Source organism: Oryzifoliimicrobium ureilyticum (genome assembly GCF_037199735.1).
GTDB lineage: Bacteria > Pseudomonadota > Alphaproteobacteria > Rhizobiales > Rhizobiaceae > Rhizobium > Rhizobium ureilyticus.
In genome coordinates this window covers 68,116-83,106 of sequence record NZ_JBBBVQ010000021.1, presented here as the reverse complement: position 1 = coordinate 83,106, position 14,991 = coordinate 68,116, and the positions used below count along the sequence as shown (strand labels likewise).

Below are 14,991 nucleotides of genomic sequence, written 5' to 3'. Positions count from 1 at the left end.
TCGGAAGAAACAGCTCGTGGCGGTTGCCAGTCCCCCAATAGCATCGTCATGATGAAATCTGGAGAAGGATAGTTCCTGTGGAATATACCCGTCTTGGCCGTACCGGCCTTCAAGTCTCTAAAATTTGCCTCGGATGTATGAGCTATGGCGATCCGGCTCGTGGCAACCATTCCTGGTCCTTGCCAGAGGAGCAAAGTCGCCCATTCATTCGCAAGGCACTTGAACTCGGCATCAATTTCTTCGACACGGCGAATGTCTATTCGGATGGGTCGAGCGAGGAGATCGTGGGCAAAGCCCTCAAGGATTTTGCCAAGCGTGACGAATTGGTGATTGCAACGAAGGTGCATGGTCGCATGCGGCCCGGCCCCAATGGCGCAGGCCTATCGCGCAAGGCGATCTTGTCCGAAATCGATAACAGTCTCAGGCGACTGGGCACCGATTACGTCGATCTCTATCAGATTCACCGGTTCGATTACGAAACGCCGATTGAGGAGACACTTGAAGCGCTCAATGACGTCGTGCGCGCCGGTAAAGCGAGATACATCGGTGCCTCCTCCATGTTTGCCTGGCAGTTTGCGCAAATGCTCGCAACGTCGAAGGCAAATGGGTGGGCGCCTTTTGTTTCCATGCAGAATTACGTCAATCTTCTCTATCGAGAAGAGGAGCGGGAAATGCTCCCGCTGTGCAAGGCAGAAGGCATCGGCGTCATTCCCTGGAGCCCGCTCGCTCGCGGCAGATTAACGCGTGACTGGGACGATAAGACCGCCCGTGCCGAAACCGACGAGTTTGGCAAAACCCTCTATGCCAAGACCGCAGATGCTGACAAGCGCGTGGTTTCCGCCGTTGCCGCGGTTGCTGAAAAGCGCGGCATCGCCCGCGCGCAGGTCGCGCTGGCCTGGGTTTTGGGTAAGCCCGAAATTACCGCCCCGATCATCGGCGCAACCAAACTTCAGCATCTTGATGATGCGGTCGCGGCCCTGAGCGTAAAGCTGAGCGCCGAAGAAAAGGCAGAATTGGAAGTACCCTATGTTGCCCACTCAGTTGCAGGTTTCTCTTGAGAGCCGGTCTCTTTGATCTCCTGCACTGAATGAGCGGCGGCACCATGATCTTGTAATGATCAGGTGCCGCTTCTTCTGTCGATAGCGTTCGGTCGTTAGGCCGCTGCGTAACGTGCGCGGTACCATGTCTTGAACAGACGATACTGATTTTCCAGATGGCGACGCTGTGCCTCGGAAAGCTTGTCCGTTTCGTTGAAATGAAGCGCGTATTCCTCTTCGCCGTTGAGGACCATGAGATACTTATAATGTAGGACAAGGTCGGGCCCTTCGTCATAAGTCGATAGGACCATGAGCGCTTCTTCGAGCTCCTTGGCGTCACGTCGTGCGTCAACATCGCCGCGCGCTGCCTTCTCGCAGAGATCCACCAGATGCAGCACCTCTTTCGGCAAGGCATTGCCGATGCCGGTGATCGCGCCGCCTGCGCCGCAATTGACAAAGCCATGATAGACGCCAGTGTCCACGCCGACCATGAGCGTTAAGGTGTCGTCGCCCGAGGTGATGTTTTCCGCCGCATAGGTCATGTCAGCCTTGCCCCCGAACTCCTTGAAGCCGACGAGGTTGGCGTGGCGCGCGCGTAGTTCGAAGAACAGATCGGCACGTGTGACAAAACCGTAATAGGGGCTGTTGTAGATGACAGCGGGGAGGCCGTTGCCTGCTTCCAGAACGGCGGAGAAATGATGACGCTGCGCTGCGATGGACGAGCCTCTCGACAGAACGCGCGGGATAACCATCAACCCCTTTGCGCCGACTTTCGCGGCATGCGCGGCATGATCGACCGCCGACTTCGTGTTAACGGCGCCCGTGCCGACAATGACCGGTACGCCGGCCTCCACAAGGCGCTTGACGCCTTCCTGGCGCTGTTCGTCTGTCAAAAGCGGCCAATCGCCCATGGAGCCACAATAAACGACAGCGGACATGCCAAGCTCGATCAGTTCCTTACCCTTTCGGGCCAGCGCGTCGAAATCTGGTGTACGGTCGGAGCGGCACGGGGTCATGAGGGCAGGGATGCAACCCTGAAATACGGACGTCGTCATTGTGTATCTCGCGATTGATAGTGGCTTTTCGCCGTGGACTGAACGGTAAGCCTTCACTACCATTCCAGCCGAGCTTTGTCGACAAATAAAATACAAAGCTTCTGTAAATCAACCGAAGGAAAGGTCGAGATTCTGGCGCTTGTCCTCCGTGATGTAATCGCGGATTTGCTGAACGATCTGGTTTGCATGGGCGAGGGCCAGTCCATCCGCCTTCGCGACGTCCCGCAGCAGGATCGCCTGAATTATATCCTCGTGCTCGCGCACGTATTGCTGAGGCAGAATGTCGTTGAAGGAAGAGTAATAGAGCCTCAACAGACGGCTTCCTTCATCAAGCAGACGAGCGAAAAGATCGAGGTAGTATTTATTACGTCCGGCTGCTGCGACGGCGAGATGAAAGGCACGGTTTTCCGAGATCATGCCAAGAACGTCGCGCGCCAAAACGGCCTTTTCGAAGCCTTTCTGGCATTTGCGAATTCCTTTCAGATCCTCTTCGAGGTGATTTGCGGCTGCAAGGCGCGTGGTGACGCGGTACATCAAGGTCAAGGCGTCAAAAAATGCGGGAAGACCGAGGAAGTCGATATTTGAAACGATCGTGGCGCGATTGGTCAATGTCGTGATCAGGCCTTCGGCCGACAATCGGACAAGTGCCTCTCGAATCGGAGTGCGTGACAGGTCGAAACGCTCGGCAAGTTGTTGTTCGTCGATCGGGCTGCCTGGTGTTAGTCGCAGTTCAATGATTTCATTTCGAAGTGTTTCATAGACGGTCGAAACACCAAAGCCTCTACGATGTGTCTGTTTTTCAATGTCGTTCACGATCAAGCGCCCCTCATTATTCCGATCCAGCAGCAGTTCCATTCAAAGCGATTTGACGCGCTGTGCTGAGCAAGGCCATAACAGCACGTAATATCCGTCACGCATAATCGACTAAAGGACAAGCCATGCCCGCGCCAAAAAATCTCTTCAAGCAGGCTCTCAAAGAGGGCCGCCCGCAGATCGGTTTGTGGCAAGCCCTTGCCAGCGCCTATAGCGTGGAGATTTGCGCCGGCGCTGGGTATGACTGGCTGCTGCTGGATGGGGAACATGCGCCCAATGACATTCCGACCTTGGTCACGCAGCTTCAGGCGATGCGCGGTTCGCCTGCGCATCCCATCATTCGCCCCCCTGCTGGAGAGACATATCTCATCAAGCAGTTGCTGGATATTGGTGCACAGACGCTGCTGATCCCCATGGTCGATAGCAAGGCAATGGCCGAGAACCTGGTGAAGGCAGTGCGTTATCCTCCCCATGGCGTACGCGGTGTCGGCGCCTCGATCGGGCGGGCTTCGGACTTCAATCGGATCGGTGATTACTTGAGCAATGCGAATGACGAGATTTGTCTGCTTGTTCAGGTGGAAAGCCGTGCGGGCCTTGCCGCCTTGGACGAGATAGCCGCTACCAAAGGCATCGATGGAGTCTTTATCGGTCCTTCCGATCTTGCCGCGGATATGGGCTTTTTGGGTCGGCCAAGTGCACCGGAGGTGCAGGCGGCGATCGAAGATGCTTTGAAGCGGATCCAAACGCATGGTAAAGCCGCGGGCATCCTGATGGGCGATCTTGGTCTTGCAAAACGCTACCTTGATCTTGGAGCGGCCTTCATTGCGATTGGCGCCGATGTCACCTTGTTCGCTGAAGCTACGAAAAAGCTACGCGAAAATTTCGATGCAGCCGTGCCGGCTGAAGGTCGTACAACGGACGTCAAGGTCTACTGAAACGTTTATTCGGCAGCGCTGGAGTATCAGCGTGTGAAAAGAGCAACGATCCCATTGATGACGGTTGCGCCGCCGATCGGCGCGATCAGCATCAAGAGCAGATTGAAGGTCACGATCCAGACCAAGGTCTTTTCCTGGCGAGGAGAAAGCTTCGGTCTTGGGCGTTCGGGAAGCGGTTCGGGCCGAGGCCCGAGATTCTTTGTATCAAGAAACATTGGTCTTCCTCATCCTTAGATGCAGCCATCGCATCCGTCACGGCCTGCAAGAATGTCCCGCGTGTATTTAAAGACGGTCACTTAAGAGCGCCATTCCTGTTATGACATTCGATGTCGATCGACTGAATGCTAGTCGCAACATTGGCAAGAATTAGGACTCGTCCTGCCATGCAACAAGTCCATCGTGTCTAAGATAAGCTTTCTCAGGTGAATTGACGGGATTTACTGTCACTGCCGCAACTTGCTCTTCGACTGCAATGATGATTTGTTAGCTGACATTCGCGGGGAGGCGTTTTCAGAGCTTATTGGCGCAGACGATCAAGGGAGGTTTGTCGTCGTATTGCCAAAGATCGTCTCAAGCTAGGAGACGGCTGCGACTTGCTTCCTGTTCCGCGTTTGGCCATCCGCCCCCGATCGTTGCTTACCGATGGAGCAGTCATGCACACGCATATCTCGCCAGCGCCGAATTCCGATCTCAGCCAAAAGAGCAGGTTGAAATCGATTATTGGCGGCTCTGCCGGTAATCTGGTCGAGTGGTATGACTGGTATGTCTATTCCGCCTTTACTCTTTATTTTGCACCGATCTTCTTTCCTTCCGGCAATGCCACAGCGCAGCTGTTGAGCGCCGCCGCTGTATTCGCGGTGGGTTTCGTGATGCGGCCGATTGGTGCCTGGTTCATGGGCATCTATGCCGATCGGCATGGTCGCAAGGCAGGCTTGACGCTCTCCGTCACACTGATGTGCCTCGGGTCCTTGATGATCGCGGTGACACCCGGCTATCAGAGTATCGGCATTGCAGCCCCTGCCATCCTCGTTCTGGCGCGGCTCTTGCAGGGTGTCAGTGTCGGTGGTGAATATGGAGCCAGCGCGACCTATCTCAGCGAAATGGCTGGAAAACAGCGGCGGGGCTTCTTCTCGAGCTTCCAGTATGTGACGTTGATTTCCGGGCAGTTGCTCGCTCTTGTCGTCCTGCTCATTTTGCAACGCCTCATGACGCCGGATCAGCTTTCGGCCTGGGGCTGGCGAATTCCCTTCGGCATTGGCGGCGTCCTCGCAATTGCGGTTTTTTACATTCGCCGCGGATTGCTTGAGACCCAGTCCTTTAAAAATGCCACTCCTCAAGATAGAGCGAAGTCGACCGGCTTTGCTCTTTTTCAGCACTACCCCAAGGAAGCGCTGATGGTCTTGGCCCTGACGGCAGGCGGCACGCTCGCCTTCTATGCCTACACGACGTATCTGCAGAAATTTCTTGTCAACACGTCGGGTTTTTCGAAAGAGAGTGCGACTGAAATCACCACCCTTGCTCTTTTCATCTACATGCTGTGTCAGCCTCTTGCTGGCATGCTGTCCGATCGGATCGGTCGCAAGCCATTGATGGTCGGCTTTGGCGTCCTTGGCGTTCTCTTCACTTATCCTCTGTTTACAGCTCTTTCTGGGACGAAGGATCCAATAGTGGCATTTTTCCTTGTCCTGGCCGGTCTCCTCATCGTCACCGGCTATACTTCGATCAATGCGGTGGTAAAGGCGGAGCTCTTCCCAGCCCATATCCGCGCACTGGGCGTTGCGCTGCCTTATGCGCTTGCAAACACGATCTTCGGTGGAACAGCCGAATGGGTAGCACTGAAGTTCAAGGACATCGGGCACGAGAGTTGGTTCTTCTGGTACGTCACGATCATGATCGGCTTTTCCTTGATCGTTTATGTCAGGATGAGAGACACCAAACATTCAAGCCTGATTCACGAAGACTGATAGGTGCGCCTCTCCGCTGCCTTCGCCATATTGAAAGCGGTAAGGCATTTTCCTGCTGCAGTGCAGCGACGAATTCGCGTTGACCGTGTGTCGAGATGGCGGTACCACTGGCGCGCTGGTCGGGCCAGCAGACCAGTTCGGTCGGGCAATCCGGCAGCGAGAGATGGCGCAGCATGAAGCGAAGTGGCATTCTCCAGAAAACTGAAATCATGGGCGGGGCGGTCGAGCGTCTGACGGCGCGGGATCTCGTGTCGCAAAAGCTGACGACATTGATCGCGACCGGTATGCTGCAGCCTGGAGACGAACTTCCGAGTGAAAGAGAGCTCGCTCATCTCCTGCGTGTCAGTCGGGAAACGGTCAGGGCTGCGATCCAGACCCTTGTCGGCAAGAACTTTGTCGAAGTTTCCCAAGGGGCGCGGAGCCGTGTCGCCAACGTCGACTTGAGCGATTTGCCGATCACTATCGCATCGTCGGGCGCCATAGATCGATATGATCTGGATGCCGTTCATGGAGCTCGCCTTCTCGTCGAACTGGATGTCGTAGCGCGTGCCGCTGAAGCGATGTCTCGCGAGACGATCGAGCACTTAGAGACGTTGCTGGACGTTCAATCTAAGATCGGTGCAGACACGATGCGGTTCTTGATCTGCGACCGGGAATTTCATTTGGCCATCTATCGCAGCTGTCCAAATCCGTTGCTTCGTGACTTTGTCATCGATCTCTACGGCTACCTCATGGATCATCGGCGTCTCGCCATGGCGCTGCCCGGAGCAATCGATTCCAGCTACGCCGACCACGCGGAGATCGTCGAGAGTTTGAAGCAGAAGGATCCGGAACGGGTGACGAGCGCTTTCCGTCGCCACCTGATGCGAATTTACGAGACCACACGCGCTTTAGCACCAATACCGGGAAAGAATAAAAGAACTGTTCCTGCTTCGGCATAAGCAAGCCGGCGATGGGAGGTGAGAAGGGAGGTCAGCATATGCATGTCATGATTATCGGAGCGGCCGGAATGATCGGCAGGAAGCTGGTTGAGGCTCTCGCTTCAACGCAGACGATCAACGGGACCCCGATTGATCGATTGACGCTTGCCGATGTCATTGCGCCTTCTGTGCCCGCTGACCTGGCATCGATAACGACCAGTCGCTCGCTTGATCTCGCGACTTCGCAGGCGGCCGCCTCCTTAATTGCCAGCCGTCCCGACCTCATCATCCATCTTGCTGCGATCGTTTCGGGCGAGGCAGAGGCTGATTTTGAGAAAGGCTATGCCGTCAATCTTACCGGAACGCAAAATCTGTTCGAGGCAATCCGGCATGAAGGCCTGAGGGAACATTACGTCCCACGTGTCTTGTTTGCATCTTCGATCGCTGTCTTCGGCGCCCCCTTTCCCGAAGTCATTGGAGGGGAATTTTTCACAACGCCCCTTACCAGCTATGGCACCCAAAAAGCCATTGCCGAGCTCCTCCTGGCTGATTATTCGCGCCGCGGCATTTTCGATGGGGTGGGGATACGGCTGCCGACGATCTGCATTCGGCCCGGCACTCCCAATAAGGCCGCGTCGGGCTTCTTTTCCAACATTCTGCGGGAACCGTTGTCCGGCAAGGAGGCAGTTCTGCCGGTCGATGAAAACGTCAGGCACTGGTTTGCAAGCCCGCGTGCCGCCGTAGGCTTTTTCCTCCACGCAGCTCAAATGGATACAGCCGCGATTGGGCCGCGCCGCAATCTGACGATGCCGGGCTTGTCGGCTCTCGTTGGCGAAGAGATCGAGGCGCTAAGGCGTATCGCAGGGGAAAAAGCCGTTCGTCTCATTCGTCATGAGCCCGATCCGACGATTGCAAAGATCGTTGCGGGTTGGCCGACGCAGTTCGACGCCTCGCGTGCGCAATCTCTTGGATTTAGCGCCGAAACAAGTTTCGATGAAATCATCAAAATCCATATTGAAGACGAGCTTGGAGGAAATCTGCAATGAGTATGCCTGCCAGCGGCAGATCGCAGGACGGTAAAGCTGTCGCTCTCGTAACGGGCGGTGGCACAGGGGTTGGCAAAGCCATCGCAAAGGCGCTTGCGGCAGACGGTTACAAGGTCATCATTACCGGCCGGCGCATGGATGTTTTGCAGCAGGCAGCCGATGACCTTGCTGCCGAAACGGGCGGTAGCCTTCGCGCCATCTCTGCGGACGTCGGGGAGCCAAGTTCGGTCGCCGCACTCTTTGATGTCGTCAGCCGAGAATTCGGCAGGCTCGATCTTCTCGTCAACAATGCCGGCATGGGCCTGCCGGGCGTGGCGATGGAGGAGATCAGCTTCGAGCAGTGGAGCGCCATTGTCAGCGTCAATTTGACGGGCGCGTTTTTATGCACCCAACATGCCTTTCGCTTGATGAAGGTTCAGTCGCCGCGCGGCGGCCGCATCATCAACAATGGTTCGATTTCAGCAACGACGCCTCGCCCGAATTCCGCTCCCTATACGGCAACCAAACACGCGATCACCGGTTTGACGAAATCCACCGCGCTTGATGGTCGTGATTTCGATATTGCCTGCGGACAAATCGATATCGGCAACGCGACTACGGAAATGACGCAACGGATGAGTGCCGGGGTCCCTCAGGCGAATGGAACCACCGCAGTAGAGCCAACGATCGACGCAGCTCATGTCGCCAATGCAGTGCTCTATATGGCCAGCCTGCCGCTTGATGCCAATGTGCTGACGATGACGGTCATGGCAACGAAAATGCCCTTCGTCGGCCGGGGGTAGGTCGTACGGCAGAGCGACAAGACAGAGCCGTAGCGGTCAGGAGGAAACCGCGGCGGTTCTTTGGAAAAGTTGATGTAAGTATTGGGGGAGGAATAGCATGGCGAACGTGGAATTCGCGGGGGTGAGGAAGTCCTTTGGGGCTTTTCCGGTCATCAAAGGCGTTGATATCGCTATCGAGGACGGCGAGTTCGTTATTCTGGTCGGGCCCTCTGGCTGCGGGAAATCAACACTGCTTCGGATGCTGGCCGGGCTAGAGAATATTTCGGACGGAGAGATCCGGATCGGTGGTCGATCCGTCAATCATCTGCCGCCCAAAGAGCGCGACATTGCCATGGTGTTTCAGAACTATGCGCTTTATCCGCATATGACCGTGGCGAAGAACATGGCCTTTTCGCTCATGCTCAATTCCGCTTCAAAGGAAGAGATCGATAAGCGCGTCAACTATGCCGCCGGTATTCTTGGTCTCAACACGCTGCTTGACCGGTATCCTCGGCAGTTGTCCGGGGGGCAAAGGCAGCGTGTCGCCATGGGGCGAGCCATCGTGCGCGACCCGCAGGTATTTCTGTTCGATGAACCGCTTTCAAACCTGGATGCCAAGCTTCGGGTAGCGATGCGCGCGGAGATCAAGGAACTGCATCAGCGACTGAAAACCACCACGGTTTACGTCACGCATGACCAGATCGAAGCGATGACCATGGCAGACAAAATCGTGGTCATGCATGATGGAAGAGTTGAGCAAATCGGATCTCCGCTGGAGCTTTATGACCGACCCAACAACCTCTTCGTTGCGGGCTTCATTGGTTCTCCCGCAATGAACATGATCAAGGGAACGCTCTCTCCATCGGCCCCCGATGTTTTCATTTCGGGCGATGGGACGCGCCTGCCGCTGCCGCATGCCTTTCCCAACGCTGTCGGCAAAGCTCTCGTCTATGGCCTGCGACCCGAATATATCCGCCTCGATGCGGCCGGCCAGCCGGCTGAAGTCGTTGTCATTGAGCCGACGGGCTATGAAACGCATATCGTCGCCAAATTCGGCGGCACGGAGGTCGCCTGTATCTTCCGTGAGCGGGTGCAGGTTGCACCTGGCGAATCGATCACCATCGCCATCGATCACCAGCATGTTCATCTGTTCGACGAACAGACCGGCATGCGGCTTCTCGATTGAGTGCCACAGGGCTTGGCAGCGGAGAGGAGCCGCTGTCGAGCACCTGATAGGATATGCCGCCGCGGCTTTCGCATTGGGACAGCCTAGCCGCCATGAAAAGTCCCGACCTTGGAGGAGGTAAATCATGACGTTCAAGAGAAGAACATTCCTTGCCGGTACGGCCGGCCTTGTCGGCGCCGCAGGCTTGTCGGGTCTTGGTCTCGGGCCGGCGTTTGCGGCTGAGCCGAGCTATACGCCAGAGAAAGGTGCAAGTTTGCGTCTGCTAAGATGGACGCCGTTTGTAAAGGGCGATGAGGAGGCTTGGCTCGCCAATACCAAGAAGTTCACCGAGGCAACCGGCGTCGATGTTCGGATCGACAAGGAAAGCTGGGAGGATATCCGCCCGAAGGCGGCCGTCGCTGCCAATGTTGGTTCGGGACCCGATCTGGTCATGTGCTGGTTCGACGATGCCCATCAGTATCCAGACAAGCTCACCGAGCTGACGGAACTTGGCACTTATCTCGACGGAAAATATGGCGGCTTCTACGATGGGCTGAAAGGCTACGCGACGCGTGACGGCAAGTTCATCGCGATGCCTCTGACAGCGATCGGCAATGCCGTCGTCTACCGCGAAAGTCATATGAAGGCGGCGGGCTTCAATGAGCTTCCAAAGGACACCAAGGGCTTTCTCGAGCTTTGCAAAGCCATGAAGGCGAAGGGAACGCCTGCAGGCTTTCCGCATGGCAAGGCCGTTGGCGATGGCAATAATTATGCCCATTGGCTCTTGTGGAGCCATGGCGGCAAGATGGTGGATGAAAGTGGGAAGGTTACCATCAATTCGCCAGAGACCATCGCTGCCTTGAACTATGCCAAGGAGCTCTACGCCACCTTCATCCCCGGCACGGAAAGCTGGCTCGATATCAACAACAACCGCGCATTCCTGGCCGGGCAGATATCGCTCACCGCCAACGGTGTTTCCATCTACTACGCTGCCAAGAACGATCCCAAGCTGCAGGAAATCGCCAACGACATGCGTAGCATCAACTTTCCTGTTGGCCCGGTCGGAAAGAGTGTGGAACTTCATCAGACGAGCTCGCTGCTCTTATTCAAACACACGAAGTATCCTGAGGCCGCCAAAGCCTACATCAAATTCATGATGGAGGCAGATCAGATAAATGCTTGGATCAAGGGCTCCAGCGCCTATTGCTGCCAGCCGCTCAAGGCCTTTGCCAATAATCCGGTCTGGACGGAAAATCCGATCCACGCACCTTATGCACGCGCTTCTGAAACCTTGAGACCAAACGGTTATGCCGGCCCGCTCGGGCTCGCATCCGCCGCCGTGATGGCAGACTACGTGCTCGTCGATATGTTTGCCTCCGTCGTCACGGGCGCTGCAACGCCCGAAGATGCCGTTGCGGCCGCAGAAAAACGCGCCAATCGCTACTATCGGATTTAGCCGCCAGGACACCCTCGGGGGCGCGGCATTGGCTGCGCTCCCCAACACAGATGGTTTTGCGGAGCGAATGATCATGACTTTGACGACGACGACGACCCAGCCAGGCTTGCCAAAGCGATCGTTGCTGTCGCGTCTTGGCAATAACCGAGACGTAATGGGTTTCCTGTTCATGGTGCCGGCGGCGGTCTTTCTGATCTGCTTTTTGACCTATCCGCTGGGTCTAGGGGTCTGGCTGGGTTTCACCGATACCAAGATCGGCCGGGATGGTGTGTTCATCGGGCTTGAGAACTACGAATTTCTCTGGGACGACAACGTGTTCTGGTTGTCCGTCTTCAACACGATGCTCTACACAGCTGTGGCGTCCGTGTTGAAATTCGCGCTTGGGCTATGGCTTGCTTTACTGCTGAACGAGCATTTGCCGTTCAAGTCGTTCTTTCGCGCGATTGTGCTGTTGCCCTGGGTCGTGCCCACCGTCTTGTCGGCCCTTGCCTTCTGGTGGATCTACGACGCTCAATTTTCCATTGTTTCCTGGTCATTGATGAAACTGGGGCTGATAAGCCAGCCGATCAACTTTCTTGGCGACCCCGCCAATGCGCGTCTCTCGGTCATTGCCGCGAATGTCTGGCGGGGCATTCCCTTTGTCGCCATCTCGCTGCTTGCAGGCCTTCAGACCATTCCTGCTTCGCTTCAGGAAGCAGCATCGCTGGATGGCGCGTCCAGCTGGCAGCGCTTCCGCTATGTGACGCTCCCGATGCTGACTCCCATCATCGCCGTTGTAATGACGTTTTCGGTGCTCTTCACCTTCACGGACTTCCAGCTGATCTATGTTCTCACGAAGGGTGGGCCTGTGAACGCCACGCATCTGATGGCGACCCTGTCTTTCCAGCGCGCTATTCCGGGCGGTCAACTTGGTGAAGGGGCAGCCATTGCGGTTGCGATGATACCCTTTTTGCTTGCCGCCATCATGTTCTCGTTTTTCGGTCTGCAGCGACGCAAGTGGCAGCAGGGCGGCGGCGATTGAGGGGTCGAAGATGAACGTAAAGCTACAAAGTGCCGACACTGCGCTTACCGATAACAGTCAGGGCATGTCCTATCTCAACCGATTGCCGCGTCGGATTGTAACCATCTACCTGCCGATGGCTGTGTTCGTTTTCGTCCTGTTGTTTCCATTCTACTGGATGGCGATCACCGCCGTGAAGCCGAACTCGCAGCTGACGGACTATGAAAACTACAGCCCCTTCTGGGTAGTCGGCGCGACCCTCGACCATATCAAATATCTGTTGTTCGAGACGTCCTATCCCGGATGGCTGTGGAATACGATGCTGGTTGCTTCGGCTGCCACACTTCTTTCCCTTGCAACCTCCGTCCTGAGTGCTTACGCGATCGAGCGCATCCGCTTCAGCGGCTCACGCTCCGTCGGGCTCATGATTTTCCTTGCCTACCTCGTGCCACCTTCCATCTTGTTCATTCCGCTTGCCTTTATTGTCTTCAAAATCGGGATCTACGATTCACGGCTGGCGCTGATTTTCACGTATCCCACGTTCCTCATTCCGTTTTGCACCTGGCTGCTGATGGGATATTTTCGCTCTATTCCCTTCGAGCTTGAAGAAAGCGCATTGGTCGATGGCGCAAACCGATGGCAAATCCTGCTAAAGGTCATTCTGCCACTGGCAGTTCCGGGTCTTATCTCTGCAGGAATTTTTGCCTTCACCCTGTCGTGGAACGAATTCATCTACGCGCTGACCTTTATCCAGTCCTCAGAAAACAAGACGGTTCCCGTTGGCGTGCTGACAGAATTGGTCCGCGGCGATATTTTTGAATGGGGTTCCTTGATGGCCGGCGCGCTTTTCGGATCGCTACCGGTCGTTATCCTCTATTCCTTCTTTGTCGATTACTACGTCTCGTCCATGACGGGCGCCGTTAAGGAATAGGGACAGAGCCTTCTTGCTGCGGCTTCGGAAGGCGCGGGAATAGCCTTGCTTCCAACATTCGTTGTCGGGGCGGCACTGCGCGACGGTCGCTTTGTTCGACTTCTCGAAGGCCGGGAGATCGCCACGATCCCTGTACATGTGGTCTATCCGGCAAACCGACTATCGCAACCAAAGTCCACAGCTTTGTCGGTTTTCTTGTCGATCGACTGGCAACGCACCGAGATTGTGGCGCAACTCGCGATGAAGAGCCCCGAAAGACTTTGATCAGCGGAAGAAAGATAGCAAGCGTGATCAGGACCTGGCTCTTTGCAGCATGCCGAACAAATCACGCGGTTCATCGGGGTCGGCAATGATATCAATCTGCTGATAAAAGTCGGTTCCTTTGATCTTCTCACCGGCATAGCAAAGGGCTGAAAAGTCCTCGATGGCAAAGCCGACACTGTCAAACAGGGTGATCTGCTGTGGGCTGCTTCGTCCTGTCTTATGACCCTTCACGACCTGCCAGAGTTCCGTCACAGGGTGATCCGGCGCCATCTGCTGGATTTCGCCTTCTATGCGTGTCTGCGGCGTATATTCCACGAATGTCTCGGCGCGCAGCAAAATGTCGGGTGCCAGCTCTGTTTTGCCAGGGCAGTCGCCGCCGATGGCATTGATGTGAACTCCGGCTCCGACCATGTTGTCAGAAAGGATCGTTGCAAATTGTTTGTCGGCAGTGCAGGTCGTGATGATCTCTGCGCCTTCAATCGCCGATTGAGCCGAAGTGCAGGCTACGGTCCTCAGGCCAAAGCCAGCAAGATTGTTCATAGTCTTTTTCATGGCGAGGGGATCGATGTCGTAGAGCCTGACCTCCTCGATGCCCAGCACCGTTTGCATCGCGAGCGCCTGGAACTCTGCCTGTGCGCCGTTGCCGATCATCGCCATCGTTGTCGAATTGGCGGGCGCAAGATGTCGCGCTGCCATTGCGGATGTTGCTGCGGTGCGCAACGCGGTGAGAAGGGTCATCTCGGTCAATAAAACAGGATACCCCGTATCGACCTTTGCCAAAAGGCCGAATGCCGTCACGGTCTGCAAGCCGCTCGACATATTTTTGGGATGCCCATTCACATATTTGCACGCATAAACTTCGCCATCCGAAACGGGCATCAGTTCGATAACGCCATCGCGAGAATGCGAGGCAACCCGAGGTATCTTTTCGAAGCTCTCCCAGCGTCCGAAATCAGCCTCAATGGCATCTGTCAGCTCCAGAAGCATGTCCTGAAGCCCGATATGATGAACGAGTTTCATCATATCGGCGACACTGACGAAGGGGACATAGGCTTTTTCAGAGGGCGCTTGCGTCATGATCTTCTTTCGCAAAAGCTGAGTGTAACAAGACGTGCATCTCATCTAAAATGACAAAACTGTCTTGTTTTATGCAGTCAATTGAGCAAATCTGACAGTGCGTTTGTCGGAATTGTCAGGGTCTCATGTCCATCAAGCCGTATATTCCTGATGAACTCGATCAGCGGATCATCGCGCATCTGCGCGTTGACGGCCGCGCCTCGCTGGCCAAACTCGCCGATGCGGTCGGCGTCGCACGCGGCACGGTTCAAAGCCGGCTCGACAGGCTGACGGAAAGAGGCATCCTGCTCGGATATACCATCAGGGTAAAGCAGGACTACGATGATCGCAGCATTCAAGCCGTGATGATGATTGAGGTCATTGGCAGGGCGACAAACCAGGTCATCCGCAGATTAAGAGGCATTCCAGAGATCTCTTCACTCCACACGACAAATGGCAACTGGGACCTCGTTGCGGCCATACGGGCAGCAAGCCTTTCGGATTTCGACAGGGTTTTAAGAGAGGTGCGCATGATCGATGGAGTATCGAACAGCGAGACCAGCTTATTGCTGAGCAGCGTTTAAGGCG

15 protein-coding genes and 1 pseudogene are annotated in these 14,991 nt (G+C 55.7%); 12 read left to right on the top strand and 4 right to left on the bottom strand.

The genetic code is table 11. From position 1 onward, the window contains the following. Positions 1–77: 77 nt before the first annotated feature. Positions 78–1,058, top strand: a complete 981-nt coding sequence (locus tag VQ830_RS23255) for an aldo/keto reductase (RefSeq protein WP_337270543.1) — start codon at positions 78–80, stop codon at positions 1,056–1,058. Between the two features lie 95 nt (positions 1,059–1,153). Here VQ830_RS23255 and VQ830_RS23250 read toward each other — a convergent pair whose 3' ends face one another. Both VQ830_RS23250 and VQ830_RS23245 read right to left on the bottom strand, forming a co-directional pair. Continuing rightward, positions 1,154–2,092 carry a dihydrodipicolinate synthase family protein gene (locus tag VQ830_RS23250; RefSeq protein ID WP_337270542.1) on the bottom strand — a complete coding sequence of 313 codons (939 nt, stop codon included), beginning with the start codon at positions 2,090–2,092 and terminating at the stop codon, positions 1,154–1,156. 108 nt (positions 2,093–2,200) lie between these two features. Beyond that, complete coding sequence (locus tag VQ830_RS23245) at positions 2,201–2,908, bottom strand: GntR family transcriptional regulator (protein ID WP_438618556.1); 708 nt, start codon at positions 2,906–2,908, stop codon at positions 2,201–2,203. A 122-nt stretch (positions 2,909–3,030) separates the two neighbouring features. Here VQ830_RS23245 and hpaI point away from each other — a divergent pair, with 122 nt between their 5' ends. Then, positions 3,031–3,840: a 4-hydroxy-2-oxoheptanedioate aldolase gene (gene hpaI / locus VQ830_RS23240; RefSeq protein WP_337270540.1), complete on the top strand. Its 810-nt coding sequence runs from the start codon at positions 3,031–3,033 to the stop codon at positions 3,838–3,840. Positions 3,841–3,866: 26 nt separating this feature from the next. Here the strand turns inward: hpaI and VQ830_RS23235 are convergent, their stop codons facing one another. Then, on the bottom strand, positions 3,867–4,055 hold the full coding sequence (locus VQ830_RS23235; protein WP_337270539.1) for a hypothetical protein: 189 nt from the start codon (positions 4,053–4,055) through the stop codon (positions 3,867–3,869). 438 nt (positions 4,056–4,493) lie between these two features. Here VQ830_RS23235 and VQ830_RS23230 point away from each other — a divergent pair, with 438 nt between their 5' ends. The 9 genes and pseudogenes from VQ830_RS23230 to VQ830_RS23190 form a co-directional block, all read left to right on the top strand. After that, positions 4,494–5,804: an MFS transporter gene (locus tag VQ830_RS23230; RefSeq protein WP_337270538.1), complete on the top strand. Its 1,311-nt coding sequence runs from the start codon at positions 4,494–4,496 to the stop codon at positions 5,802–5,804. Between the two features lie 173 nt (positions 5,805–5,977). Beyond that, complete coding sequence (locus VQ830_RS23225) at positions 5,978–6,745, top strand: FadR/GntR family transcriptional regulator (protein WP_337270537.1); 768 nt, start codon at positions 5,978–5,980, stop codon at positions 6,743–6,745. 38 nt (positions 6,746–6,783) lie between these two features. Then, positions 6,784–7,770, top strand: a complete 987-nt coding sequence (denD, locus tag VQ830_RS23220) for a D-erythronate dehydrogenase (RefSeq protein ID WP_337270536.1) — start codon at positions 6,784–6,786, stop codon at positions 7,768–7,770. Next, positions 7,767–8,552 (top strand): SDR family oxidoreductase, encoded by a 786-nt coding sequence (locus VQ830_RS23215; protein WP_337270535.1) that lies wholly within the window; start codon positions 7,767–7,769, stop codon positions 8,550–8,552. The genes denD and VQ830_RS23215 overlap by 4 nt, the downstream gene beginning before the upstream one ends. Positions 8,553–8,649: 97 nt before the next feature. Then, positions 8,650–9,717, top strand: a complete 1,068-nt coding sequence (locus tag VQ830_RS23210; RefSeq protein WP_337270534.1) for an ABC transporter ATP-binding protein — start codon at positions 8,650–8,652, stop codon at positions 9,715–9,717. Positions 9,718–9,841: 124 nt separating this feature from the next. Further along, positions 9,842–11,152: an ABC transporter substrate-binding protein gene (locus VQ830_RS23205; RefSeq protein ID WP_337270533.1), complete on the top strand. Its 1,311-nt coding sequence runs from the start codon at positions 9,842–9,844 to the stop codon at positions 11,150–11,152. A 154-nt stretch (positions 11,153–11,306) separates the two neighbouring features. Continuing rightward, positions 11,307–12,173: a carbohydrate ABC transporter permease gene (locus VQ830_RS23200; RefSeq protein WP_337270568.1), complete on the top strand. Its 867-nt coding sequence runs from the start codon at positions 11,307–11,309 to the stop codon at positions 12,171–12,173. A 10-nt stretch (positions 12,174–12,183) separates the two neighbouring features. Continuing rightward, complete coding sequence (locus VQ830_RS23195) at positions 12,184–13,083, top strand: carbohydrate ABC transporter permease (RefSeq protein WP_337270532.1); 900 nt, start codon at positions 12,184–12,186, stop codon at positions 13,081–13,083. Between the two features lie 15 nt (positions 13,084–13,098). Then, positions 13,099–13,347 (top strand): annotated as a pseudogene (locus tag VQ830_RS23190) (LysR substrate-binding domain-containing protein); the annotation flags it as partial. A gap of 27 nt (positions 13,348–13,374) precedes the next feature. On the opposite strand, the gene ocd reads toward VQ830_RS23190, so the two are convergent. Then, positions 13,375–14,424, bottom strand: a complete 1,050-nt coding sequence (ocd, locus tag VQ830_RS23185) for an ornithine cyclodeaminase (RefSeq protein WP_438618541.1) — start codon at positions 14,422–14,424, stop codon at positions 13,375–13,377. A 125-nt stretch (positions 14,425–14,549) separates the two neighbouring features. Between ocd and VQ830_RS23180 the strand changes: the two genes are divergently transcribed. Continuing rightward, complete coding sequence (locus tag VQ830_RS23180; RefSeq protein ID WP_337270530.1) at positions 14,550–14,987, top strand: Lrp/AsnC family transcriptional regulator; 438 nt, start codon at positions 14,550–14,552, stop codon at positions 14,985–14,987. The last annotated feature ends 4 nt before the right edge of the window (positions 14,988–14,991 follow it).

What these genes read in the sequence shown, in the direction of transcription:
- VQ830_RS23205 (WP_337270533.1), top strand. Translation starts at nt 9,842, where the DNA reads ATGACGTTCAAGAGAAGAACATTCCTTGCCGGTACGGCCGGCCTTGTC.
- VQ830_RS23235 (WP_337270539.1), bottom strand. Translation starts at nt 4,055, where the DNA reads ATGTTTCTTGATACAAAGAATCTCGGGCCTCGGCCCGAACCGCTTCCC.
- VQ830_RS23250 (WP_337270542.1), bottom strand. Translation starts at nt 2,092, where the DNA reads ATGACGACGTCCGTATTTCAGGGTTGCATCCCTGCCCTCATGACCCCG.
- ocd (WP_438618541.1), bottom strand. Translation starts at nt 14,424, where the DNA reads ATGACGCAAGCGCCCTCTGAAAAAGCCTATGTCCCCTTCGTCAGTGTC.
- hpaI (WP_337270540.1), top strand. Translation starts at nt 3,031, where the DNA reads ATGCCCGCGCCAAAAAATCTCTTCAAGCAGGCTCTCAAAGAGGGCCGC.
- denD (WP_337270536.1), top strand. Translation starts at nt 6,784, where the DNA reads ATGCATGTCATGATTATCGGAGCGGCCGGAATGATCGGCAGGAAGCTG.
- VQ830_RS23210 (WP_337270534.1), top strand. Translation starts at nt 8,650, where the DNA reads ATGGCGAACGTGGAATTCGCGGGGGTGAGGAAGTCCTTTGGGGCTTTT.
- VQ830_RS23230 (WP_337270538.1), top strand. Translation starts at nt 4,494, where the DNA reads ATGCACACGCATATCTCGCCAGCGCCGAATTCCGATCTCAGCCAAAAG.
- VQ830_RS23180 (WP_337270530.1), top strand. Translation starts at nt 14,550, where the DNA reads ATGTCCATCAAGCCGTATATTCCTGATGAACTCGATCAGCGGATCATC.
- VQ830_RS23225 (WP_337270537.1), top strand. Translation starts at nt 5,978, where the DNA reads ATGAAGCGAAGTGGCATTCTCCAGAAAACTGAAATCATGGGCGGGGCG.
- VQ830_RS23195 (WP_337270532.1), top strand. Translation starts at nt 12,184, where the DNA reads ATGAACGTAAAGCTACAAAGTGCCGACACTGCGCTTACCGATAACAGT.
- VQ830_RS23200 (WP_337270568.1), top strand. Translation starts at nt 11,307, where the DNA reads ATGGGTTTCCTGTTCATGGTGCCGGCGGCGGTCTTTCTGATCTGCTTT.
- VQ830_RS23215 (WP_337270535.1), top strand. Translation starts at nt 7,767, where the DNA reads ATGAGTATGCCTGCCAGCGGCAGATCGCAGGACGGTAAAGCTGTCGCT.